At 73.5% G+C, this 22,678-nt stretch carries 18 protein-coding genes; 9 read left to right on the top strand and 9 right to left on the bottom strand.

The features are described from left to right. Positions 1 to 112: 112 nt before the first annotated feature. Entirely contained in the window at positions 113 to 862 is a 750-nt protein-coding gene (locus LCD31_RS05690; protein WP_224956431.1) for an alpha/beta hydrolase, read from the top strand. Here LCD31_RS05690 and LCD31_RS05695 read toward each other — a convergent pair whose 3' ends face one another. The 6 genes from LCD31_RS05695 to LCD31_RS05720 all read right to left on the bottom strand — a co-directional run bounded on the left by LCD31_RS05695 (position 863) and on the right by LCD31_RS05720 (position 6,860). Further along, complete coding sequence (locus LCD31_RS05695; RefSeq protein WP_224956432.1) at positions 863 to 2,041, bottom strand: class I SAM-dependent methyltransferase; 1,179 nt, start codon at positions 2,039 to 2,041, stop codon at positions 863 to 865. A gap of 103 nt (positions 2,042 to 2,144) precedes the next feature. Further along, positions 2,145 to 2,927: an enoyl-CoA hydratase/isomerase family protein gene (locus tag LCD31_RS05700; RefSeq protein ID WP_224956433.1), complete on the bottom strand. Its 783-nt coding sequence runs from the start codon at positions 2,925 to 2,927 to the stop codon at positions 2,145 to 2,147. A 144-nt stretch (positions 2,928 to 3,071) separates the two neighbouring features. Next, positions 3,072 to 3,839, bottom strand: a complete 768-nt coding sequence (locus LCD31_RS05705; protein WP_224956478.1) for an ABC transporter ATP-binding protein — start codon at positions 3,837 to 3,839, stop codon at positions 3,072 to 3,074. A 229-nt stretch (positions 3,840 to 4,068) separates the two neighbouring features. Continuing rightward, positions 4,069 to 4,524 (bottom strand): rhodanese-like domain-containing protein, encoded by a 456-nt coding sequence (locus tag LCD31_RS05710; RefSeq protein ID WP_224956434.1) that lies wholly within the window; start codon positions 4,522 to 4,524, stop codon positions 4,069 to 4,071. Then, entirely contained in the window at positions 4,521 to 5,111 is a 591-nt protein-coding gene (locus LCD31_RS05715; RefSeq protein ID WP_224956435.1) for a cysteine dioxygenase family protein, read from the bottom strand. Before LCD31_RS05715 ends, LCD31_RS05710 begins: the two co-directional genes overlap by 4 nt. 471 nt (positions 5,112 to 5,582) lie before the next feature. Further along, complete coding sequence (locus tag LCD31_RS05720) at positions 5,583 to 6,860, bottom strand: neutral zinc metallopeptidase (RefSeq protein ID WP_224956436.1); 1,278 nt, start codon at positions 6,858 to 6,860, stop codon at positions 5,583 to 5,585. Between the two features lie 167 nt (positions 6,861 to 7,027). Here LCD31_RS05720 and glgP point away from each other — a divergent pair, with 167 nt between their 5' ends. Beyond that, positions 7,028 to 9,577, top strand: a complete 2,550-nt coding sequence (glgP, locus tag LCD31_RS05725) for an alpha-glucan family phosphorylase (RefSeq protein WP_224956439.1) — start codon at positions 7,028 to 7,030, stop codon at positions 9,575 to 9,577. Positions 9,578 to 9,596: 19 nt separating this feature from the next. Here the strand turns inward: glgP and LCD31_RS05730 are convergent, their stop codons facing one another. Then, a complete protein-coding gene (locus tag LCD31_RS05730; RefSeq protein WP_224956440.1) occupies positions 9,597 to 10,754 on the bottom strand; it encodes a hypothetical protein in 1,158 nt (385 codons plus the stop codon). A 228-nt stretch (positions 10,755 to 10,982) separates the two neighbouring features. Between LCD31_RS05730 and LCD31_RS05735 the strand changes: the two genes are divergently transcribed. The 3 genes from LCD31_RS05735 to hrpA all read left to right on the top strand — a co-directional run bounded on the left by LCD31_RS05735 (position 10,983) and on the right by hrpA (position 17,399). Further along, a complete protein-coding gene (locus LCD31_RS05735) occupies positions 10,983 to 12,464 on the top strand; it encodes a neutral zinc metallopeptidase (protein WP_224956441.1) in 1,482 nt (493 codons plus the stop codon). Between the two features lie 97 nt (positions 12,465 to 12,561). Beyond that, the gene (locus LCD31_RS05740) at positions 12,562 to 13,320 is read left to right on the top strand and encodes a tyrosine-protein phosphatase (RefSeq protein WP_224956442.1); all 759 of its coding nucleotides are present in this window, start codon (positions 12,562 to 12,564) and stop codon (positions 13,318 to 13,320) included. 128 nt (positions 13,321 to 13,448) lie between these two features. After that, a complete protein-coding gene (hrpA, locus tag LCD31_RS05745) occupies positions 13,449 to 17,399 on the top strand; it encodes an ATP-dependent RNA helicase HrpA (RefSeq protein ID WP_224956443.1) in 3,951 nt (1,316 codons plus the stop codon). Here hrpA and LCD31_RS05750 read toward each other — a convergent pair whose 3' ends face one another. Continuing rightward, the gene (locus LCD31_RS05750) at positions 17,400 to 18,245 is read right to left on the bottom strand and encodes a DegV family protein (RefSeq protein WP_224956444.1); all 846 of its coding nucleotides are present in this window, start codon (positions 18,243 to 18,245) and stop codon (positions 17,400 to 17,402) included. It lies immediately after the preceding gene. Positions 18,246 to 18,551: 306 nt separating this feature from the next. Between LCD31_RS05750 and LCD31_RS05755 the strand changes: the two genes are divergently transcribed. Next, positions 18,552 to 19,334, top strand: coding sequence for an electron transfer flavoprotein subunit beta/FixA family protein (locus LCD31_RS05755; RefSeq protein WP_224956445.1), 783 nt, complete (start codon positions 18,552 to 18,554; stop codon positions 19,332 to 19,334). Positions 19,335 to 19,362: 28 nt separating this feature from the next. Continuing rightward, positions 19,363 to 20,322: an electron transfer flavoprotein subunit alpha/FixB family protein gene (locus tag LCD31_RS05760; protein ID WP_224956446.1), complete on the top strand. Its 960-nt coding sequence runs from the start codon at positions 19,363 to 19,365 to the stop codon at positions 20,320 to 20,322. Between the two features lie 108 nt (positions 20,323 to 20,430). On the opposite strand, the gene rnhA is transcribed toward LCD31_RS05760, so the two are convergent. Next, complete coding sequence (gene rnhA, locus LCD31_RS05765) at positions 20,431 to 20,886, bottom strand: ribonuclease HI (protein WP_224956447.1); 456 nt, start codon at positions 20,884 to 20,886, stop codon at positions 20,431 to 20,433. Between the two features lie 140 nt (positions 20,887 to 21,026). Here rnhA and LCD31_RS05770 point away from each other — a divergent pair, with 140 nt between their 5' ends. Then, complete coding sequence (locus LCD31_RS05770) at positions 21,027 to 21,806, top strand: GNAT family N-acetyltransferase (protein ID WP_224956448.1); 780 nt, start codon at positions 21,027 to 21,029, stop codon at positions 21,804 to 21,806. Then, positions 21,803 to 22,654, top strand: a complete 852-nt coding sequence (locus LCD31_RS05775; protein ID WP_224956449.1) for a 1-acyl-sn-glycerol-3-phosphate acyltransferase — start codon at positions 21,803 to 21,805, stop codon at positions 22,652 to 22,654. Before LCD31_RS05770 ends, LCD31_RS05775 begins: the two co-directional genes overlap by 4 nt. The last annotated feature ends 24 nt before the right edge of the window (positions 22,655 to 22,678 follow it).

The following is a 22,678-nucleotide window of genomic DNA, read 5'->3' on the forward strand; positions in this document are numbered from 1 at the left end:
GTTCGCGCGGGGCGGTGCCTCGGCGACCGCACCGCTGCGGCCGGTACTGGCGGGCCCGGTTGCCGGGAAGCTCACAACGATCGGTGCGTGCTCGCGTGGGAGGATCGCGGGGATGAGCACCGAGATCCGCGCCAACACCGTGCTGCCCGCGAAGCGGGAGCAGATCACCCTGCACACCGCGGACGAGCTGCGGTTGATCGGTGAGCTGTCGCTGCCGGAGACCGGCGCGCCGCGGGCCACCCTGGTGTGCCTGCACCCGCTGCCGACGCACGGCGGCATGATGGATTCGCACCTGTTCCGCAAGGCCGCGTTCCGGCTGCCCGCGCTCGCCGATCTGGCGGTGCTGCGGTTCAACACGCGCGGTACGGCCAGCGAGGCGGGGCGCAGCGAGGGCGAGTTCGACTCGGGCGGCGCGGAGCGGTTCGACGTGGCCGCCGCCCTGGAGTACGCCGAGTTCCACGACCTGCCGAACGTGTGGCTGGTCGGTTGGTCGTTCGGCACCGACCTGACCTTGGTGCACGGGCTGGATCCGCTGGTGCGCGGCGCGGTGCTGATCTCGCCGCCGCTGCGCTGGAGCACCGAGGAGCACCTGCGGGCCTGGGGCGAGTCCGGGAAGCCGGTGCACGCGCTGGTTCCGGAGTTCGACGACTACCTGCGCCCGGCGGAGGCGCGGGAACGGTTCGCGGCGATCCCGCAGGCCCGGGTGCACGGCTTCGGCGACACCAAGCACCTGTGGGTCGGCAAGGCGGAGGCCGCGCTGGACGCGATCGTGGACGTCGTCGCGCCGGAGGTCACGACGCCGTTGCCGCGCACCTGGGACGGCCCGCACGAGACCCGCCAGGTCACCATCGTCGGGCAGTGATCAGGTGCGTTCGGCCCGGCACAGGTAGGCGCGCGGGGTGCTGCCGACGCGGGTGAGGACCGCGGTGGCTTCGCCGGCGCCGCGCGGTTTGAGCCTGCGCCGCAGCGCGTCCGGGTCGACGTCCACCCCGCGGGTCATGATCTCCAGCCGCCCCACGTCGTGCGCGCGCAGCAGCGCCCGCAGCGCCTTCTCGGAGTACTTGCCGTGGTCGAGGACCCGGAAGGCGCGGATGCCGGGCGGCGGCGCGTCGCCGGTGAGGTAGGCGATGCGCGGGTCGAGCTGCCCCAGCCCGTGCCGCGCCGCGTAGTGCCGCACCAGCCCGGCGCGCACCACCGCTCCGTCCGGGTCGACCAGCCACTGCCCGGCGTCGCGGGTGGGGCAGTCGTCGGGTTCGCGGTCGGTGAGCTCGTCGCGGGTGCCGTCGGCGCGCAGCACCGTGGCGCGGCGGCGCACTTCGGGGTCGGCGAGCCCGCCGAGCCACACCGCGGCCTCCCGCACCTGCCCGGCCAGCGACACGACCTCCACTTCGGCGTGCGCGGGGATGGCGTCGAAGTCCAGGCCGGGCGCGCACTTCACGACGAGGTCGCGTCCGGTGTAGACGTCGAGGAGCTCGTCGAGCGGCGGTACCAGGTCGGCGGGGTTCCAGCGGCGGCGCCCGCTGCCGTCGCGGCGCGCCGGGTCCGCGGTGATCGCGGTGCCGGTGCTGGTGGGCCGCAGCGCGTCGGCGCGGGCGAACGCGGCGGTGGCGCCGTCGGCGGCGAGGTTGTGCCGGGCCATGGCGAGCCGCACCTCGTCGAGGTCCGAGCCGAGGCAGCGCCGGGCGACGCGGGCGATCTCCCGGAGATCGGCGCCGATCGAGCAGGTCACGTCGTGCACGTCCCGCCCGGCGAGGCGGCGCGCGCGGTGCCGGGCGACGGCGGCCGCGGTGGCCTGCTGCAGCGCGTCGCCGGTGAACAACCAGTCCGCGGTGCCGTCGAGCTTCGCCGCGGCCTTGCCGCGCAGCACCGCGGTCTCCAGCGCGGCGGCGGCGAACCGCGGGCCCGCGGTGGCGCGGGCGGCGGCGACGTCGGCGAGGCGGGTGTCCGCGGTCAGCGGCCGCCCGGACAGCGCGGCGACGGCCTCGGTCCCGGCGGGGGAGCGCAGGAACGCCACGTCGTCCAGGTCGAAGGCGTACGCCACTCCGGGTCTCCCTGCCACGCGCTGCTCGGACGCGCAGCACTCTAGTCCGCGCGAACGCCCCGCCCGCCGGGGAGGGCGAGCGGGGCGTCCGCGGGAGTGCCGGTCAGCGGCCGGTGAACTCGGCCTTGCCGGGCCCGTTCTCGACGAACGAGCGCATGCCGATCTTCTGGTCCTCGGTGGCGAACAGCCCGGCGAAGATCTGCGTCTCCAGCTTCAGCCCGCTGGCCAGGTCCACGTCGAGTCCGCCGTCGATGGCGGCCTTCGCGGCGGCGAGCGCGTGCACCGGTCCGTTCGCGAACTGCTCGGCCCACTTCCGCGCGGCCGCGTACACCTCGTCACCGGGGACGACCTCGTCGACGAGGCCGAGTTCCAGCGCCTCGGGGGCCTTCACGAACCGGCCGGAGAAGATGATGTCCTTCGCCTTGCTGGGGCCGACGAGGCGGGCGAGCCGCTGGGTGCCGCCCGCGCCGGGGATGACGCCGAGCAGGATCTCCGGCTGGCCGACCTTCGCGCCCTCTCCGGCGATGCGGCGGTCGCAGCTCAGCGCCAGCTCGAACCCGCCGCCGAGGGCGTAGCCGGTGATGGCGGCGACGGTCGGCTTCGGGATGGCGGCGACGGCGCTCATCGCCGCGGACAGCCCGTCGGCTTCCTTGCCCGCCATGTCCGCGTAGGACATGCCGGCCATCTCCTTGATGTCGGCGCCCGCGGCGAGGACCTTCTCGCCGCCGTAGACGATCACCGCGCGCACGTCGGGGTGCGCGGCGGCCTCGGCGGCCACGGCCTTCAGCTCCTGCTCGATCTGCTGGTTCAGCGCGTTCATCGGCGGCCGGTCCAGCCGGATCGTGCCGATGGCGCCTTCCACTTCGAGCCTGACGAACTCGCCCACGCCGCAACCTCCTCGTCGAAACCGCTGCTTGCCCGCAGGCTATCCCGAGCGGCGGGCACCGTCAGTGGCGCTGATCTCACGTCGGGTCCGGGACGCGACGGGCCCCGCTCCGGCTGGGGAGCGGGGCCCGGTTCGCGGGTGCGGTCAGGCGCGCCTGCGGGCGAAGAAGCGGTCGCCGCTGCGCTGCAGCTCCAGGTCCTGGTCGAAGGTCTTCGACAGGTTGTCCTCGGTGAGCACGTCGTCCAGCAGTCCCTGCGCGACGATCGCGCCGTCGCGCAGCAGCAGCCCGTGGGTGAACCCGGGCGGGATCTCCTCGACGTGGTGGGTGACCAGCACCGATGCCGGCGCGTCCGGGTCGAGGGCGAGCGCGGACAGCCGTGCCACCAGGTCCTCGCGGCCGCCGAGGTCCAGCCCGGCGGCCGGTTCGTCCAGCAGCAGCAGCTCCGGGTCGGTCATCAGCGCGCGGGAGATCAGGGTGCGCTTGCGCTCCCCTTCGGACAGCGTGCCGAAGGAGCGGTCCGCCAGGTGCGCCACGCCGAGCAGCTCCAGCAGCTCCCCGGCCCGGTCGGTGTCCATGTCGTCGTACTCCTCGCGCCACCGCCCGAGTACCGAGTACCCGGCGCTGACGACCACGTCGCGCACGAGTTCGTCCCCGGGCACGCGGGAGCCGAGCGCCGCCGAGGTCAGGCCGATGCGCGGGCGCAGCTCGAAGACGTTGACGCGGCCCATGCGTTCGCCGAGCACGTCCACGGTGCCGTCCGACGGGTGCAGTTCGGCGGCGGCCAGCTTGAGCAGCGTGGTCTTGCCCGCGCCGTTCGGGCCGAGCACCACCCAGCGCTCGTCGATCTCCACCGACCAGTTCACGTCGGACAGCAGCGCGTTCCCGCCGCGCCGGACTCCGACACCGTCCATCCGGATGACCAGGTCGTCCACGTCCACCTCCCAGCCGTTTCCGGCCGCTCTGCGCACGGTTCCGGGCGCGTTCGGACCGCCTGCGATCACCGGCGGGTCCCCTCCGGTGCTCATTCTTCCGGTCCCGCACCACGGGCTTGCGCCGGGGCCGACCCGAGGGGGCGGTGGACGCGCGGGAACGGACCGTTGGTCCAACCGGATCGGACGAACGGTCCGTTCACCTGGGTGCTCAGCCGACGGGGGCGTGGCCGCCTTCGACGACGGGCAGCCCGGCCGCGGCCCACGCCCGGAACCCGCCGACCAGGTCGGTCGCCCGGCCGAGGCCGAGGTCGCGGGCCTGCGCGGCGGCGAGGCTGGACGCGTAGCCCTCGTTGCAGACCAGGATGACCGGCTGGTCGACGCGCAGGCCGTCGAGCCGGTGCGGGCTGGACGGGTCCAGCCGCCACTCCAGGACGATCCGCTCCACGGTCAGGGCGCCGGGGATCTCGCCTTCGGAGAGCCGGTTCGCCTGCGGGCGGATGTCGATCAGCAGGGCGCCGTCGCGCTGGAGCTCCGCCGCCCGCTGCGGGTCGACCCGGTCGAGTTCGTCGCGGGCGTCGCCGAGCAGGTGGTCGATGCCGTACGGGCCGAATCCGGGGGTGTCCTCCGGGTGGACGCGTTGCTGGGGCACGGTGACCTCGCTCATCGGGTTGCCTTCCGGATCGGGCCCGCCGGCTGCGGCGCGACGGGCGGCACGTCGGCCAGGTCGGCGTAGTGCCGCACCGGCAGCAGCGGCGGCGAGTAGGCGTGCACGCTGGCCGCGTTCACCGAACCGGTGTTGCGCACCTGGTGGGCGCGGCCCGCGCCGAAGCCGATGGAGGCGCCGGTGCCGTGCTGCGCGGTGCGGATCGGGCCGGACGGGTAGCGGTAGTCCTCGCGGACTTCGCCGAACAGCACGGCGAACGAGCCGGAGGCGCCGCCGTGGTCGTGCGGGTGGGTTCCCTGGCCGGGCGCCCAGGACAGCAGCCACAGCTCGACGCCCGCGGTGAGGCCGAGCCGCGCCCACCAGCGTTCCTCGTCGTGCACCTCGACGAGGTCCAGCAGCGAGCCGGTCAGCTCGGTGATGGCCAGCGTGGTGAGGTCGCGCAGCTCCTTCGGCGTCCACAGGTCGTGGTCGGGCCGGATCCAGTCCCGCAGCAGCGGCAGGTCGAGGGCGGAGTGCAGCTCGAACGCACCGAGTTCGGGGATCTCCTCGGTGGGGGTGTACTGCGAGATGTGCGTGGGTGCGGACATGGGTGTTTCCGTTCCTTCGTTCGAGAGCTGAATCGGGAACGGGCCGATCGGCGGGGCCGGACCGCATGCGTCCGCGGCAGGGCGGGCGGGTCCGGGGATCAGGTGGTGCCGCGCCGTCGACCCGAGCGGGTCCACGGGGAGTTGCGGTCAGTGACAGGCCGAGGTGACGACCAGGAACAGGTCGATCACGCGATCACGAGTCAGCAACGAATCCGGCACGGACGGATCGTGGCACGTCACCGGGTTTCTCGGCCATACCCCGGCCGGTGCCTCCCACGATGTGGGCGCCGGGCCGGGGGTGCGGGTGCGACCGCGGTGATCACCCGCTGCGATCGGTCCGGGCCGCCGATCCGGCGCCCGCGATCCCGGTGTCCCGATCCCGGTGTCCCCGAGTCCGGTGCGGCCGATCCGGTTGTCCCGGTCCGCCGGTGCCTCCGACCCCGGTCCCCGGTCGTGCCGGCGGCCCGGCGGTCAGCCGCAGCGGTCCGGGCCGTGCAGCAGCCCGTCGCGGAAGGCCTCGACGCGCCGCGCACCGGTGAGCTCCTGCCCGCCGCCTGCGTCGCGGGACGCGGCGTCGGTGACCAGCAGCGATTCGACGGCCTCGTCCAGATCGCCCGCGGACACCCGCTCGGCGGCGGTGTAGGCCCCGGTGAGGCAGCTGATCGCGGTCCCCGCGGCCGGACCGGTCGTCGGCAGTCCCAGCGGTTCCAGCGCGGCGAGCGCGTACCGGGAGGCGAGCAGCGTCGCGGTGGCCTGGTCGCCGATGTCGCGGTGCAGCTCGTCGAGCCGTGGCGGATCGTAGCCGACGATCCCGCGGTCGGCGCAGAGGCCGACCGGGTCGCCGGGGCAGTCCCCGGCGCGCACCGCGGGCGGCGTCCAGCCGCGCCCGGCGGCGGCGACCCTGGCGCCGAAGAACGCGCGGGTCGTCGTCTCCGCCCGCGCGACCGCGGCGTCCAGGGGAGCGTTGGGACCGTCGGGCCCGTCGCCGGTGGGGGCGCGTTCGACGTCGGGGTCGGCGCAGCCGCCGGGCCCGTCCCGGTAGCCGTCCTGGAACGCGGAGATCCGGTCGAAGGAGGTGCCGTGCGCGTCCCCGGCGGTGGCGTCGGTGCCGATCGGGTCGCGGAACACGATCAGCGCGTGCAACGCCCCGTCCAGGTCCTGCGGCGAGAACCGCAGGTGCGCGGTGCGCCCGTCGGCGGCGGCGCGCAGGAAAGCACCCGCGTAGCAGTCCGCCCCGGCTTCGGTGCGCGCCGCGTCGCCGCCCGCGCCCACGTCCACCCCGGTGCGCTGCTGCACCGCGTGCCCGATCTCGTGGGCGAGGACCACGGCGACCGCCGCGTCCCCGTAGTGCTCCCGCAGCACCGGCAGCAGCGCCGCGCGGTCCCAGGCGACGGCGTCCACCGAGGCGCAGTAGTAGGCGTTGCCCTCCAGGTTCGCGACGGTGCCCGAGCACGGCGGCGGGCGCCCCGTGCCGTTCGAGGTGTCCACCGAGAAGTAGCCGCCGTCGAGGTCGTGCCACTCCTCGCCCGCCACGGCCGGGAGGTTCGCCCTCCAGAAGTCCCGCACGTCGGTGAGGACGGTGGCGGCGAGCCGGTCGGTGTCGCCGCCGTCGGTGCCGTGCACGAAACCCGGGTCGACCGCCCGGTTCGCCGGTTCCCCGGCGGGCGCGGGCTGCGGCTGCGGTGCCGCGGGCGAGCAACCCGCGACCCCGAGGACGAGGGCCAGCACGGCGGACGGGAAGATGCGCACCCCGCCAGCTTCGCACCACCGGGTGGATCAGCCGTCCGCGGCCGCGTCTCCGGCCTGCGAGACTGGCGGGCACGCGTTCGCCCGCGGGCGGCGCGGAACTCGTCGGAGCTGTGCGACGCCGCGCCGGTTCCCGCGACCGACCAGACCGCGAGATGGGATCAGCCGCCGTGAAAGCCGTCCACCGATTCACCGTTCGAGCACACCTGCCGGAACAGCTGGCGGCGTTGGGGACGTTGGCGACGAACCTGCGCTGGACCTGGCACCCGCCGACGCAGGACCTGTTCGCCGCGGTGGACCCGCAGGTGTGGTCGCGGGTGGGCGGTGATCCGCTGCGGTTGCTGGAGGAGGTGCCCGCGGAGCGGCTGCGCGGGCTAGCCCAGGACGACGACTTCCTGGCCCGCACCCGCGCCGTGCACGACGACCTGCGGCACTACCTGTCGGTGCCGCGCTGGTACCAGCAGCGGCAGGCCGAAGGCGCCGGGCTGCCGTCGTCGGTGGCGTACTTCTCGATGGAGTTCGGGGTCAGCGAGGCGCTGCCGAACTACTCGGGCGGGCTCGGCGTGCTCGCGGGCGACCACCTGAAGTCGGCGTCGGACCTGGGGGTGCCGCTGATCGGGGTGGGCCTGTTCTACCGCTCCGGCTACTTCCGGCAGGCGCTGTCCGCGGAGGGCTGGCAGCAGGAGCACTACCCGGTGCAGGACCCGAAGGGCCTGCCGCTGGAGGTGCTCACCGAGCCGTCCGGATCGCCGCTGCTGGTGCGGGTGGCGATGCCCGCCGGGCGGGAGTTGCGCGCGCGGATCTGGAAGGCGCAGGTCGGCCGGGTTCCGCTGCTGCTGCTGGACACCGACCTGCCGGACAACGACGACGACCTGCGCGGCACCACCGACCGGCTCTACGGCGGGGACGCGGACCACCGGATCCGGCAGGAGATCCTCGCCGGGATCGGCGGGGTGCGGGCGCTGCGCGCCTACTGCGAGCTGACCGGGCACCCCGAGCCGGAGGTGTTCCACACCAACGAGGGGCACGCCGGTTTCCTCGGCCTGGAACGGGTCCGGGAGCTGCACGGCGGGCCCGGGCTGCACTTCGACGAGGCGGTGGCGGCGGTGCGCGCGGGCACCGTGTTCACCACGCACACCCCGGTCCGGGCGGGCATCGACCGGTTCCCGGTGGACCTGGTGCGGCACTACTTCGGCGACGGTTCCTCCGGGGCGCTGCTGCCGGGGGTGCCGACGGAACGGGTGCTGGCGCTGGGTGCGGAGGACAAGCCCGGCATGTTCAACATGGCGCACATGGGGTTGCGGCTCGCGCAGCGCGCCAACGGGGTGTCGGCGCTGCACGGCGGGGTGCTGCGCACCATGTTCCGCGGGCTGTGGCCCGGTTTCGGCGTGGAGGAGGTGCCGATCGGGTCGGTCACGAACGGGGTGCACGGGCCCACCTGGTCGGCGCGGGAGCTCGGCAAGCTGCTCGGCGAGTCCGAAATGGACAGCGGCGCGGGGCTGCGCGGGATGGAACCGGTGAGCGACCCGCTGCTGTGGGAGCTGCGCAGTTCGCTGCGGCAGCGGCTGGTGGACGAGGTGCGGCGCAGGCTGCGGCAGGCGTGGTTGCAGCGCGGCGCCTCCGACCTGGAGCTCGGCTGGTGCGATTCGGTGTTCGACCCGGACGTGCTCACCATCGGCTTCGCCCGCCGGGTGCCGACCTACAAGCGGCTCACGCTGATGCTGCGGGACACCGAGCGGTTGCGGCGGCTGCTGCTCGACCCGGAGCGGCCCGTCCAGCTGGTCGTGGCGGGCAAATCGCACCCGGCCGACGAGGGCGGCAAGGCGATGATCCAGCAGATCACCCGGTTCGCCGACGACCCCGAGGTGCGCCACCGCATCGTGTTCCTGCCGGACTACGACATGTCGCTGGCCCGGTACCTGGTGTCCGGCTGCGACGTGTGGCTGAACACCCCGGTGCGGCCGCTGGAGGCCTGCGGCACCTCCGGGATGAAGGCGGCGTTGAACGGCGCGCTGAACCTGTCGGTGCGGGACGGCTGGTGGGACGAGCTGTTCGACGGCGAGAACGGGTGGGCGATCCCGAACGCCGACGGCGTCACCGACCAGAACCGGCGCGACGACCTGGAGGCGGCCGCGCTGTACGAGCTCATCGCCACCGGCGTGGCCCCCACGTTCTACGAGCGCAGCGCCGACGGCGTGCCCGGCAAGTGGATGTCGATGGTGCGCCACACCCTCGCCACGCTCGGCCCGCGGGTGCAGGCGTCCCGGATGGTCCGCGAGTACGTGGACCGCTACTACGGGCCGGCGGCGCGGTCGGCGCAGGCGATGACCGAGCACGACCACCGCGGCGCGAAGGAGCTCGCCGAGTACGGGGCGCGGCTCGGGTCGGCGTGGGGTTCGGTGCGGATCGGCTCCACCCGGATGTCGGTGCCGGACGGCGCGACCCCGTTGCTGGGCGGGCGGATCACGGTGCGCGCCCAGGTCGACCTCGCCGGGCTCGCACCGTCCGATGTGGACGTCGAGGTGGTGGTGGGCCGCGTCGACGACGCGGACCAGCTGCACGAGTTCAGCACCGGATCCATGCGGCCCGGGCCGGACGGCGACTACGAGGCGACGGTGACCCTGCCGCACGCCGGACCCGCCGGCTACACGGTCCGCGTCCTGCCGAAGCACCCCCTGCTGTCCGGTCCGGCGGAACTGGGCCGGATCGTGCTCGCCTGACCCGGTTCGCGGCCGGGAACTAGGCGACGTGCAGGCGGTCGCGGACGTCGCGGACCCGCGGCCACCAGGCGGCGAGGCGTTCGGCGGCGGCGAGCGCGGTGCGGGCGGCGGCGTTGTCGCGGCGGGCCATGTGCGCGCGGGCCAAGGTCGCGAAGTCGTCCGCCTTGGACAGCGGCGAGGTGGCGTGGTCCGCGCCGGACGCGGCCAGCCGCGCCGCCTCGTCCGCGTCGCCCTCCAGCAGCGCCAGCAACCCCTTCGTCCCGTTCAGCCGGTACGCCGGGTAGCCGAGCGAGATGGCGTCCTCCATCGCCTTCCGCGCGATCGGCAGCACCTCGTCGGCGGGCAGCTGGCCGGATTCCGCGGCGCAGCAGCCCAACCCGGCGAGGCCCGCCAGCACGTAGGACAGCTCGCGCGGCGGCAGGTCGGCCGCCGCGATGTGCCCCACCAGCTTCAGCACCGCCTCCGCGTACTCGCCGCGCGCCTCGTGCATGGTGATCTGGCAGTTGATCGTGGTGTCCAGGCCGGGGTGCAGCGCGGCCAGCCGGTTCACCACCACCTGCGCGCGGGCCACGTCCCCGTCCTGCAACGCCTCGTGCGCGCGCGCCGCCAGCGGGCTTGCCAGGAACTCGGTGCGCCGCGGTTCCTCCATCCGCGGCAACCCGAACAGCAGCCAGCCGGTCGAGGTGGCCAGCGGCGCCCGCCGCGGCCACAACTTGTGCAGCATCAGCGGCGTCACCGCGATCAGCAGCCCGCGTCCGAACGATCCCTCCGCCAGCAGCCAGCACGCCAGCACGGCACCGATCCCGGCCACCGCCGACGTCACGCCCGCCAGCCAGCAGCGCAGGATCACCGGGCTGCGCCACGGCCCGATCTCGGAGGCCAGTTCCAGCGGCAGCGCCCGCAACGTGATCGTGGTGCGCCCCACCCGCCAGGTCGCGATGCCGCGCAGCGAACCGATCACGACGTGCCGGATGCGCAGCCCGAACACCGCCGCCCCGGTCAGCAACCCCAGTTGCGTGATCATCGGCAGTGCGACGACCCCGGCGAGCGCGCCCAGCTCGCCCCACCCGAACCCGCCGGGACCGCTGCCCGCGACGCCTTCCACGACCCCCACGGCCACCAGGCCGGACAGCGCGGCCACCACCCACGGCCGAAACCACTGACGCAACGTCCCCATGGGCAGAGGACCTTACGGGAACGATCGCCGCCACCACGGCGGTTTCCGGTGCGGAGCCCGTCTCGATCCGCGGCGCGGACGCCGTGCGCGGCACCGGATTCCGGGCGCGGCGCGGAGAACCGGGCCGCACCGGCCACCCGATAGGCTGATCCGCGCGGCCGGTGGACCGAGCTCGGGGACGCGGATCCGCCGCCGCCAACGGACCTTCGAACAGGATGAGGAACTTCTGTGGCACCGGTTTCGGCAGGCGCTCCGCGCGGCACCCGGGTCGGCGGCGCGGTCCTCGCGCTGCTCGCGTGCATCTCGCTGGTGAGCGGGTGCTCGCGGGTGATCAGCGGCACCCCCACCGCGGAAGGCGGGCCCGCCGCCGACGACGTGGCCGGACTGCCCGTGAACGACGGACCCACCGGGCCCCGCGCGGGCGTCGCCGACGCCGACCTGGTGGTGGAGGGCACCGACCGCGGCGAGATCGACGGGCTCGCCCGCAACGCCGTCTCCGACGTCCAGGACTACTGGAAGGCCGAGTTCCCCGACGCCTTCGACGGCAAGGAGTTCGACCCGGTCGGCAAGTTCGTCTCCTACGACTCCACGGCGCTCGGCGGCGCGCTCTGCGGCCAGCAGACCCGCGGGCTGTCCAACGCGTTCTACTGCGGCGAGGAGGACCTCGTCGCCTGGGACCGCGCGGACCTGCTGCCGCGGCTGAGCAACAGCTTCGGGCCGATCGCCGTCGTCACCGTCCTCGCGCACGAGATGGGCCACGCCGTGCAGCAGCGCGCCGGGACCGTCGGGGAGCAGGACTCGACGCTGGTCTCCGAGCAGCAGGCCGACTGCTTCACCGGCTCCTTCTTCCGGCACGTCGCCGAAGGCGGCGCGCAGCACTTCCAGGTCTCCACCGGCGACGGCCTGAACCAGGTCATGGGCGTGCTCAGCTACATCCGCGACACCCCGGGCGAGAGCGACTTCACCGGCGCCGACGCGCACGGCAGCGCCTTCGACCGGGTCACCGCCTTCCAGTACGGCTTCAGCGACGGGCCGAAGCGCTGCGCCGAGATGGACGCCGAGGACGTCAAGCAGCGCACCACCCAGTTCCGGTTCTGGAAGCAGGCGCAGGAGACCGACCTGCCCGTCGACGAGAAGAACCTGGCCGCCGTGCAGGAGAGCCTCCGGCTGGTCTTCAAGGACACCGGGGCGCTGCCGCCGCACCTGGTGACCGAACCGCTCGCCTGCGCGGGGGTGCGCAGCACCAGCCCCGTCGCCTACTGCCCCGGCACCAACACGGTGTCGTTGAGCCTCGACGACCTGCAGCGGATCGCGACCCCGCCCGCGAAGGACGACGCGAACTCCGGCTACGGCGACTTCGCCGCGTACGCCCAGGTCGCGTCCCGCTACGCGCTGTCCGTGCAGGACGCCGCCGGGCTGCCGCTGACCGGGCAGAACGCGGGGCTGCGCACCGCGTGCATGGTCGGCGCCTGGAGCGGATTGCTGGTGGAGGACCCGATCGGGCGGCGCAACCCGGTGGGCGAACTGCGGATGGCGCCCGGGGACATCGACGAGGGGGTGGCCGCGCTGCTCGGCGACGACAGCCTCATCGCCGCCGATGTCGACGGCCGGCAGGTGCCCGCGGGCTTCGCCCGGGTCGAAGCCTTCCGCCTCGGCTTCCAGGACGGTTTCTCCCCCTGCAGCACCCAGTACTCCGCCGGACCCGCCTGAGACGCGACCGCGGGAGCATCGCGGCGGGCGGCGAACGACGGGCGGTGGTTGCGCCGTTCGGCGTGCAACGGCGGCCGGGTCCGCGCGTCCTCCGGACATGGCTGGATGGCGGGAACTCGGGTGGGACGGACTGATCAACGGCCGTGAGCTGGGCGGCGTGCCGGTGCGCGACGGCTACGTGCGCTGGGGCGCCGTCGTCCGCGCCGGGAACCCGGTGCGGTTGAGCGCCGAGGGCTGGGCGGCGCTGTGGGCGCACGGGGTGCGCACCGTCGTCGACCTCACCGACGGCGTCGAGGACGGCCCGGACCGGGCGCCGCGGCCCGCCGGGCTCAGCACGCTGCACCTGCCGCTGGACGATCCCGGGGACGTCGAGTTCCGGGACCGCTGGGGCGGCGCGCTGTCCTGCACCCCGCTGTACTACCCGGCGTTCGTGCAGCGCTACCCGCGGCGGCTGGCCGAGGTGGTCGGCGCGATCGCCACCGCCCGCCCGGGCGGGGTGCTGGTGCACTGCGGTAGCGGGCGGGACCGGACCGGGTTGGTGGTGCTGGTGCTGCTCGGCCTGCTGGGCGCCTCCGCCGAGGTCATCGCCGCCGACCACGCGCTCAGCCACGCCCCGCTGCGCGCGGTCGCCGCCGCCGAGGGCAGACCGGACGACGCCCCGGAGATCCGACGGCTGCTCGCCGCCCACGGCAGCAGCACCGCCGCCGTGGTCCGCGAGGTCGTCGAGGCCCGCGACCTGGCCGCCGAGCTGCTCGCGGCGGGCCTGACCGGCGGGGAGCTCACCGCGCCGCGGGAGCGCACCACCGGCCGCGTCCGCCCGGCCCGCCCCATCGACACCCCGTTCCTGCACGGCTGAGCCGGCCCCTCCCGCGCTGCCGGGCCGTGCTGCCGCACCGCGGCGGGAGCCGACCGGCGGGGCGTCCGCCGCGTCACAGCCTGACCGGCGGAAAACCGGTGGCGGCGTTCTCTATCCTGGAACGAAGTATGGGTACGTCACCTGTGAGCTCCCCGCTGGCCGATCTGCGCGGCCGCCTGCCCGAGCTGATGTTCAACGACCAGCGCAGGCTCCGCCGCCGCATCGAAGGCGCCCGCAAGATCCGCGACGCCGCGGCGCTGGACTCGGTCACCGGCGAGATCGCCGCCGAGGTCGCGGCCGCCGAACAGCGGGTCGAGCGCCGCCGCGCCGCGGTCCCGCGCATCACCTACCCCGAGCAGCTGCCGGTCAGCGCGCGCCGCGACGACCTGCTGGCGGCGATCCGGGACAACCAGGTGGTGATCGTCGCGGGCGAGACCGGCTCCGGGAAGACGACCCAGCTGCCGAAGATGTGCCTGGAGCTGGGGCGCGGCATCCAGGGCGGCATCGGCCACACCCAGCCGCGCCGGATCGCGGCCCGCACCGTCGCCGAACGCGTCGCCGAGGAGCTCGGCACCGAGCTGGGCGAGGCGATCGGCTACCAGGTGCGGTTCACCGAGCGCGCGGGCGAGTCGACGCTGGTGAAGCTGATGACCGACGGCATCCTGCTCGCCGAGATCCAGCGGGACCGGCTGCTGCGCCGCTACGACACGCTCATCATCGACGAGGCGCACGAGCGCAGCCTCAACATCGACTTCATCCTCGGCTACCTCAAGCAGCTGCTGCCGCGCCGCCCCGACCTCAAGGTGATCATCACCTCGGCGACGATCGACCCGGAGCGGTTCTCCCGGCACTTCGACGACGCCCCCGTCGTGGAGGTCTCCGGCCGCACCTACCCGGTCGAGGTCCGCTACCGGCCGCTGGTGGAGGAACCGGACGACCCGGACCTGCCCGCGCTCGAACGGGACCAGACGCAGGCGATCTGCGAGGCCGTCGACGAGCTCGGCGCCGAAGGCGACGGGGACGTGCTGGTGTTCCTCAGCGGTGAGCGGGAGATCCGCGACACCGCCGACGCGCTGGAGCAGCTGAAGCTGCGGAACACGGAGGTGCTGCCGCTGTACGCGCGGCTCTCCGCCGCCGAGCAGCACCGCGCGTTCCAACCGCACACCGGCAGGCGCGTCGTGCTCGCCACCAACGTCGCCGAGACCTCGCTGACGGTGCCCGGCATCAAGTACGTGATCGACCCGGGCACCGCCCGCATCTCCCGGTACAGCTTCCGCACCAAGGTGCAGCGGCTGCCGATCGAGCCGGTGTCGCAGGCGTCGGCGAACCAGCGCAAGGGCCGTTGCGGCCGCGTGTCCGAGGGCATCTGCATCCGGTTGTACTCCGAGCAGGACTTCGAGTCCCGGCCGGAGTTCACCGACCCGGAGATCCTGCGCACCAACCTCGCCTCGGTGATCCTGCAGATGACCTCGCTGGGGCTGGGCGACGTCGCCGAGTTCCCGTTCCTGGAGCCGCCGGACCGCCGCCAGATCACCGACGGCGTGAACCTGCTGCACGAGCTCGGCGCGCTGGACACCGGCGAGCAGGACGGGAAGCGCACGCTCACCCCCGTCGGCCGCACCCTCGCGCAGCTGCCCGTCGACCCGCGGCTGGCGCGGATGGTGCTGGCCGCGGACCGCAACGGCTGCCTGCACGAGACGCTCGTCATCGCCGCCGCACTGTCCATCCAGGACCCGCGGGAGCGCCCCGCCGAGCACCAGCAGGCGGCGGGGGAGAAGCACGCCCGGTTCACCGACGAGGGCTCGGACTTCCTGGCGTTCCTGAACCTGTGGAACCACTTGCGGGAGCAGCAGCGCGCGCTGTCGTCGAACCAGTTCCGCAAGCAGTGCAAGGCGGACTTCCTCAACCACCTGCGGGTGCGCGAGTGGCAGGACCTGTACTCGCAGCTGCGGCAGATGGTGAAGTCGCTGGACATGACGCTCAACGACAACCCGGCCGCGCCCGAGCTGGTGCACCGCTCGCTGCTGGCCGGGCTGCTGTCGCACATCGGGCTCAAGGACGTCGACGAGAAGAAGCAGAGCGGCAAGCGCCAGCGCGGCGCCACCGAATACCTGGGAGCGCGCAGCGCCAAGTTCGCGATCTTCCCCGGCTCGGCCCTGTTCAAGAAGCCACCGCGGTTCGTGATGTCCGCCGAGCTCGTCGAGACCTCCCGGCTGTGGGCGCGGGTCAACGCCCGCGTCGAACCCGAGTGGGTGGAGCAGCTCGCCGGGCACCTGGTGAAGCGCAGCTACAGCGAACCGCACTGGGAGAAGAAGCGGGCCGCCGTCGTCGCCGCCGAGAAGGTCACGCTGTACGGGGTGCCGCTGGTCGCCGACCGCAAGGTGAACTACGGCCGCGTCGAACCGGAGCTGTGCCGGGAGCTGTTCATCCGGCACGCGCTGGTGGAGGGCGACTGGGACACGAACCACCGGTTCTTCCACGACAACCGCGCGCTGCTGGCCGAGGTGGAGGGCCTGGAGGAACGGGCCCGCCGCCGCGACATCCTCGTCGACGACGAAACGCTGTTCGAGTTCTACGACCAGCGGGTCGGCGCCGAGGTCGTCTCCGGCAGGCACTTCGACAGCTGGTGGAAGAAGACCCGCCGCGAGCAGCCGGACCTGCTCAACTTCGAGAAGTCCATGCTCATCAACCAGGAGTCGGCGCGGGTCACCGACCACGACTACCCGGACGCCTGGCAGCAGGGCGGGCACCGGCTGGAGCTGACCTACCAGTTCGAGCCGGGCGCGGACGCCGACGGCGTCACCGCGCACGTCCCGCTGGCGGTGCTCAACCAGATCGAACCGGCCGGGTTCGACTGGCAGATCCCGGGCCTGCGCGAGGAACTCGTCGTCGCGCTGATCAAATCGCTGCCGAAGTCGTTGCGGCGCAACTTCGTCCCGGTGCCCGACCACGCGAAGGCCGCGCTGTCCCGGATGCCCGCGCTGCAGGGCGACCTGGTCGGGGCGCTCAGCGACCAGCTGCGGCGGATGACCGGGGTGACGGTGCCGCCGGGCGAGTTCGACGTGGACTCGCTGGCCGACCACCTGTCGATGTCGTTCCGCGTCATCGACGGCGACGGGAAGAAGCTCGCCGAGTCGAAGGACCTGGAGGAGCTGAAGCGGCGGCTGCGGCCGAAGCTGCGCGCCGAGATCTCCGCGGCCGCGGGCACCGTGGAACGCGCCGGGCTGGACTCGTGGAACTTCGGGGAACTGCCCCGCACCTTCGAGCAGGATCGCGGCGGGAACGCGGTGAAGGCCTACCCGTCGCTGGTGGACGAGGGCGATTCCGTCGCGGTCCGCATGTTCGACACCGAGGCCGAGCAGCGCCGCGCGCTGTGGGACGGCACCCGCCGGTTGCTGCTGCTGAACCTGCCGTCGCCGGTGAAGTCGTTGCAGCGCGGCATGAACGCCCGCACCCGCGTGGTGCTGGGCACCGCCCCGCACGGCGATCTGGGGCTGCTGCTGCAGGACTGCGCGAGCTGCGCGGTGGACAAGCTCGTCGCCGACGCGGGCGGCCCGGTGTGGAGCCAGGACGGGTTCGCGGCGCTGCAGGCGAAGGTGCGCGCCGGGCTCGGCCCGGTCACCGCCGACGCCGCCGCCAAGGTGGAGAAGGTCCTCGACGCGGCGCAGCGGGCCCGCTCGGCGCTCGCCGACCGGGCGCCGACCATGCCGGCCGATTCGCGCGCCGACGTCGAGGAGCAGCTCTCCGGCCTGCTGCACCCGGGGTTCGTCACCGAGGCCGGGTGGGCGCGGTTGCCGGACCTGGAGCGCTACCTGCGGGCCGTGGAGCAGCGGCTGGAGAAGGTCCAGCACCACCCGCAGCGGGACCGGCAGTGGATGGCGCAGGTCGACGAGGTGCGGGACCGCTACCTGGACGCGCTGGACGCGGTGCCGGACGGGCACGCGCCCGCGCCGGAACTCCTCGACGTCGGCTGGATGATCGAGGAGTTCCGCGTCTCCCTGTTCGCGCAGTCGATCGGCACCCCGAAGGCGGTGTCGGCCAAGCGGATCCACCGGGCCCTGGACAAGGCGCTGCGCTGATCAGGTGGCGGGGGAGACGGTGAGCCCGAGCGCCCCCGGCCCGGCGTGGGCGCCGATGATGGCGCTGGTCTCGGCGACGACGACGCGGCGGGCCTGCGGGAGCTGCGAGCGCAGCTGCTCGGCGATCTCGTGGGCGCGTTCGCCGTACTGGAAGTGCTCGATGCCGATGTCCACCGGCCCGTCGCCGGCGCGGGCGACGGCTTCGCGCACGGCCTTCTTCAGCGCCCGCTCCGGTCCGCGGCCCTTGACCATCGGTTCCAGGATGCCTTCGCGCAGCACCAGCACCGGTTTGATGGACAGCGCCTGCCCGAAGAAGGCCTGGGCGCGGCCCACGCGGCCGCTGCGGCGCAGGTATTCCAGGGTGTCCACGTAGATCATCTGGGTGGTGCTGCGCAGCCTGCGGTCCAGCACGCCGAGCACGCCCTGGGTGCTGCCGCCCGCGGCGGCGGCCTCGGCGGCGGCGATCACCGGGAACCCCATGCCGAGCCCGCACAGCCGCGAGTCGACCACGAACACCGGCAGGCTGATCTCCTCCGCGGCGGTGCGCGCGGACTGGCAGGTCTGGGAGAGGCCTTCGGAGATGTGCACGGAGACGATCGCCTCGGCCCCGGAGGAGGCGGCGTCGTTGTAGTTCCAGAAGAACGCTGGTGGCGGCGGCGGTCCCGTTTCGACGTGGGTGCCGTCGCGCATCGCCTGCGCGAGTTCCGAGTGCGGGATGCGGCGTTCGTCGTTCTCCTGGTCGCCGATCGTGAGTTCCAGCTGGATCACGCAGATGTTCAGCTGATCGGCGACGTCGGGCGGGATCGAGGCGGTGGAGTCCGTCACGATGGCGACGTGGTGCTTCATGGCGTGCAGGCTAGTCACTTGTGAAAGTTTTCAGATCTTGGCCGGGGGAAGTTCCGGGGCGGACTTCCGCGGGACTGGTGGAAAGTCCTGGCGACGACGTGAGTACCGTCACGGGAAACCTCGGTTGTGCAGGGGCTACCGGCAAGTAACATCCGGGGTGGGCGGCGTCACTGTGCCACCACCAGTGCGCCGTGGCAAGGTCGAACTTCCCGGTAGCGGTGTCATCGCACCGAACGGAAGCCCCGCGCAACCGCGCGAAACGCAAGCGAAGCCGACGTGAAGTCCGCAGGAGGTCGAAGAGGACCCATGAACATCGTCGTCCTGGTGAAGCAGGTGCCCGACACGTGGTCCGAGCGCAAGCTCAAAGACTCCGACCACACGCTCGACCGCGAGTCGGCGGACGCCGTGCTGGATGAGATCAACGAACGTGCGGTGGAAGAGGCGCTGCTGATCAAGGAGGCGCAGGGCGGTGAGGTGACCGTCGTGGCGATGGGTCCGGACCGCGCCACCGACGCGATCCGCAAGGCGCTGTCGATGGGCGCGGACAAGGCGGTGCACCTCTCCGACGAGGCGCTGGCCGGTTCCGACGCGGTCTCCACCGCCAAGGCCCTCGCCAAGGTCGTCGGCACCGTCGACTCCGTGGACCTGGTGATCGCGGGCAACGAGGCCACCGACGGCCGCGTGGGCGCGGTCCCGGCGATGCTGGCCGAGCTGCTGGGCCTGCCGCAGCTGACCTACGCGCGCAAGGTCACCACCGACGGCTCGACCATCAGCATCGAGCGCGAGACCGACGCGGGCATCATCAGCCTGGAGGCGAACCTGCCCGCGGTCGTGTCGGTCACCGAGAAGATCAACGAGCCGCGGTACCCGTCCTTCAAGGGCATCATGGCCGCCAAGAAGAAGCCGGTCTCCGTGCTGACCCTGGCCGACGCCGGCATCGACGCGTCCGAGGTCGGACTGGCCGGTGCCGGGTCGAAGGTCGTGGAGTCCGCGCCGAAGCCGCCGAAGCAGGCCGGCCAGCGCGTCAACGACGAGGGCGACGGCGGCACCAAGATCGTCGAGTTCTTGGCCGCCGAGAAGCTGGTCTGAGTCCTAGGTTCGCGAGGAGATGAAAGACATGTCTGAGGTTCTGGTCCTCGTCGACCACTCCGGCGGTGAGGTCAAGAAGGTCACCCTGGAGCTGCTGACCGCCGCCCGCCGCCTCGGCGCACCGTCCGCGGTCGTCGTCGGCGAGCCCGGTGAAGCGGGCAAGCTGGCCGATGTGCTGGCGTCCTACGGCGCCGAGAAGGTGTACGCGGCCGAGTCCGCCGACACCGCGTCCTACCTGGTCACCCCGGCCGTCGACGTGCTCGCGTCGCTGGTCGGCTCGGCCTCCCCGGCCGCGGTGCTGGTACCGGGCTCGATCGACGGCAAGGAGATCGCGGGCCGGCTGGCCGTGCGGCTCGGTTCGGGTCTGCTCTCGGAGGTCGTCGACATCGACGGCGACGGGATCGGCTCGCACTCGCTGTTCGGCGGCACCTACAACGCCAAGGCCCAGGTCACCACCGGCACGCCGGTCGTGACCGTGCTGCCCGGCAGCGTCGAGGCCGAGCAGGCCGCCGGCGCCGGTGCCCAGGAAGCGGTCGAGGTGCCCGCGGTCGACGCCGCGAAGAACGCCAAGATCACCGGCGTGCAGCCCGCCGAGGCCGGGGACCGCCCCGAGCTCACCGAGGCGTCCGTGGTCGTCTCCGGGGGCCGCGGCGTCGGTTCGGCCGAGTCGTTCGACGTCGTCGAGAAGCTCGCCGACTCGCTCGGCGCCGCCGGCGGCGCCTCCCGCGCCGCGGTCGACTCCGGCTACTACCCGCACCAGTTCCAGGTCGGGCAGACCGGCAAGACCGTCTCGCCGCAGCTCTACATCGCCCTCGGGATCTCCGGCGCCATCCAGCACCGCGCCGGGATGCAGACCTCGAAGACGATCGTGGCGGTCAACAAGGACGCCGAGGCGCCGATCTTCGAGATCGCCGACTACGGCGTCGTGGGCGACCTGTTCAAGGTCGCCCCGCAGCTGACCGACGAGGTCGGCAAGCGCAAGGGCTGAGCCCTCCGCTGAGCCGAGAACGGGCCGCACCCCGCACCGGGGCGCGGCCCGTTCTCGTCGTACGGACGGGCTCCTCGGCGGCGGCCACCGCCGGAGCCCGGCCGCGGGTCAGCGGTGCTCGTCGCGGCCCTGGCAGGCGAGCTTGTCGGCGCGCTCGTTCTCCGGGTGGCCGTTGTGGCCCTTCACCCAGTTCCACGTCACCTCGCCGTGCCGCTGCACCTCGGCGTCCAGGCGCTGCCACAGGTCCGCGTTCTTCACCGGCTTCTTCGCCGAGGTCAACCAGCCGTTGCGCTTCCAGCCGCGCATCCACTCCGAGATGCCCTTGAGCACGTAGGTGCTGTCGCTGAACACCCGCACCTGCGGCATCGGGCGGGTCAGCGCGGCCAGCCCCTCGATGACCGCGGTGAGCTCCATCTTGTTGTTCGTGGTGGCGGGCTCCCCGCCGTGCAGCTCGCGCTCGTGGTCGCCGTAGCGCAGCACCACGCCCCACCCGCCGGGGCCGGGGTTGCCGCTGCAGGCGCCGTCGGTGAACAGTTCCACGAGGTTCCGGTCGGGCTCAGGCATCCCGCAAACCTACTTCCCGGGCCGCGGCGACCCGCGAGGCGGACCGCATCGATCGAGTACCGCGCATTCACCGAAAGTTCCTGCTGCGTGCCCTCGTCCGATCTACTGCGCTTCCTGCGCGCGGCGATACACCTGCAGGCATGTCCGAGTCGCAGCTGCTTGCCAGCACCGCGCCCGCGGGATCGTCCGCCTCCGGCGGAGCCCACTACTCGCTGCTCGTGGCCAGGGACGCCGAGGAGGTGCGGGCCGCCCAACGCCTGCGCTACCAGGTGTTCGCCGAGGAGATGGGCGCCACCGTGCACGCCGACCTGCCCGGCGTGGAGACCGATCCGTTCGACGACTTCTGCGATCACCTGATCGTCCGGGACGACCGCTCCGGCGCGGTCGTCGGCACCTACCGCATGCTCCCGCCGGAACGCGCGCACGCCGCCGGGAAGCTGTACTCCGAGGGCGAGTTCGACCTGGGCTCGCTCACCTCGCTGCGCCCGGCCCTGGTCGAGACCGGCCGGTCCTGCGTGCACCGCGACCACCGCTCCGGCGCGGTGGTGAGCCTGGTGTGGGCGGGGATCGCCCGCTACATGCTGCTGTCCGGCCACACCTGGCTCGCCGGGTGCGCCTCGGTGCCGCTGGACGACGGCGGGCCGCTGGCGGCGAAGGTCGCCGACGCCGTGACCGCCAAGCACCTCTCGCCCCCGGAGCTGCGGGTGCGGCCCTACCGGCCGTGGAACCCGGACGGGGTGCCGCGCACCCACCGCGGTCCGCTGCCCGCGCTGCTGAAGGGCTACCTGCGGCTGGGCGCGTGGGTGTGCGGACCGCCGGCGCACGACCCGGAGTTCGGGGTGGCGGACTTCTTCGTGCTGCTCAACTTCACCGAGATCGACCAGCGGTACCTGCGGTTCTTCCTGGGCGCGTCGGCATGACGCACCCGTGGTTCCCGGACTCCCCGTGCGGTCCCGGATGCCTGCCCGGGCCGGGGAGCCCGCGGGCCGGCACCCACCTGGTGGTGCTGCGGTTGTCCCGCGCGGTGGCGCTGCTGCTGCTGGGCGTGGCGCTGGCGGTGGTGTTCGCGCTGCTGCGCGGCTCGCTGCGCACCGCGCTGGTGCGGGCCTGGTTCCGGGCGCTGCTGCGCGCGTTCGGGGTGCGGTTCGTGGTGCGCGGCGAGCTCGGGAGCTCCGGCTGCCTGGTGGTCACCGACCACGTGTCCTGGCTGGACGTGGTGGCGCTGATGGCGGTGCGGCCGATGCGGTTGCTGGCGAAGATCGAACTGCGGGCCTGGCCGGTGGTGGGACCGCTGGCCACCCGCGTCGGCACCCTCTACATCGACCGGGAGCGGCTTTCGGCGCTGCCCGCCGCGATCGGCGCGCTCGCCGACGCGCTGCGCGGTGGTGCCGTCGTCGGCGCCTTCCCGGAGGGCACCACCTGGTGCGGCCGGGCCTCCGGGCGCTACCGGCCCGCGGTGTTCCAGGCGGCGCTGGACGCGGGGGTGCCGGTGCGGCCGGTGGCCCTGCGGTTCCGCACCGGGGCCGGGGAGCCCACCACGGTCGCCGCGTTCGTCGGGGCGGCGACCCTGCTGGACTCGGTGCTCGCGGTGGCGCGGGCGCGGGACCTGGTGGTGGAGTTCGAGGTGCTGCCGGAGCTGGCGACCGGCAGCCGGGCCGAGCTGGCCCGCCGCGCACGGCACGCCGTCGCCCGAGCCACCTCCGCAGCGGAACGGCACCCCGCCCACCGGCACCGCTGCGCCCCGCACCCGCTCCCGTCGGCGGCCTGATCACCGCTGGACGAACGCGGCAGC

It is taken from the genome of Saccharopolyspora sp. 6M (assembly GCF_020176775.1).
Classification (GTDB): domain Bacteria; phylum Actinomycetota; class Actinomycetes; order Mycobacteriales; family Pseudonocardiaceae; genus Saccharopolyspora_C; species Saccharopolyspora_C gregorii.

What these genes read in the sequence shown, in the direction of transcription:
- LCD31_RS05690 (WP_224956431.1), top strand. Translation starts at nt 113, where the DNA reads ATGAGCACCGAGATCCGCGCCAACACCGTGCTGCCCGCGAAGCGGGAG.
- LCD31_RS05750 (WP_224956444.1), bottom strand. Translation starts at nt 18,245, where the DNA reads ATGAAGCACCACGTCGCCATCGTGACGGACTCCACCGCCTCGATCCCG.
- LCD31_RS05705 (WP_224956478.1), bottom strand. Translation starts at nt 3,839, where the DNA reads ATGGACGGTGTCGGAGTCCGGCGCGGCGGGAACGCGCTGCTGTCCGAC.
- LCD31_RS05770 (WP_224956448.1), top strand. Translation starts at nt 21,027, where the DNA reads ATGTCCGAGTCGCAGCTGCTTGCCAGCACCGCGCCCGCGGGATCGTCC.
- LCD31_RS05775 (WP_224956449.1), top strand. Translation starts at nt 21,803, where the DNA reads ATGACGCACCCGTGGTTCCCGGACTCCCCGTGCGGTCCCGGATGCCTG.
- rnhA (WP_224956447.1), bottom strand. Translation starts at nt 20,886, where the DNA reads ATGCCTGAGCCCGACCGGAACCTCGTGGAACTGTTCACCGACGGCGCC.
- LCD31_RS05740 (WP_224956442.1), top strand. Translation starts at nt 12,562, where the DNA reads ATGGCTGGATGGCGGGAACTCGGGTGGGACGGACTGATCAACGGCCGT.
- LCD31_RS05715 (WP_224956435.1), bottom strand. Translation starts at nt 5,111, where the DNA reads ATGTCCGCACCCACGCACATCTCGCAGTACACCCCCACCGAGGAGATC.
- hrpA (WP_224956443.1), top strand. Translation starts at nt 13,449, where the DNA reads ATGGGTACGTCACCTGTGAGCTCCCCGCTGGCCGATCTGCGCGGCCGC.
- LCD31_RS05760 (WP_224956446.1), top strand. Translation starts at nt 19,363, where the DNA reads ATGTCTGAGGTTCTGGTCCTCGTCGACCACTCCGGCGGTGAGGTCAAG.
- LCD31_RS05755 (WP_224956445.1), top strand. Translation starts at nt 18,552, where the DNA reads ATGAACATCGTCGTCCTGGTGAAGCAGGTGCCCGACACGTGGTCCGAG.
- LCD31_RS05710 (WP_224956434.1), bottom strand. Translation starts at nt 4,524, where the DNA reads ATGAGCGAGGTCACCGTGCCCCAGCAACGCGTCCACCCGGAGGACACC.
- LCD31_RS05730 (WP_224956440.1), bottom strand. Translation starts at nt 10,754, where the DNA reads ATGGGGACGTTGCGTCAGTGGTTTCGGCCGTGGGTGGTGGCCGCGCTG.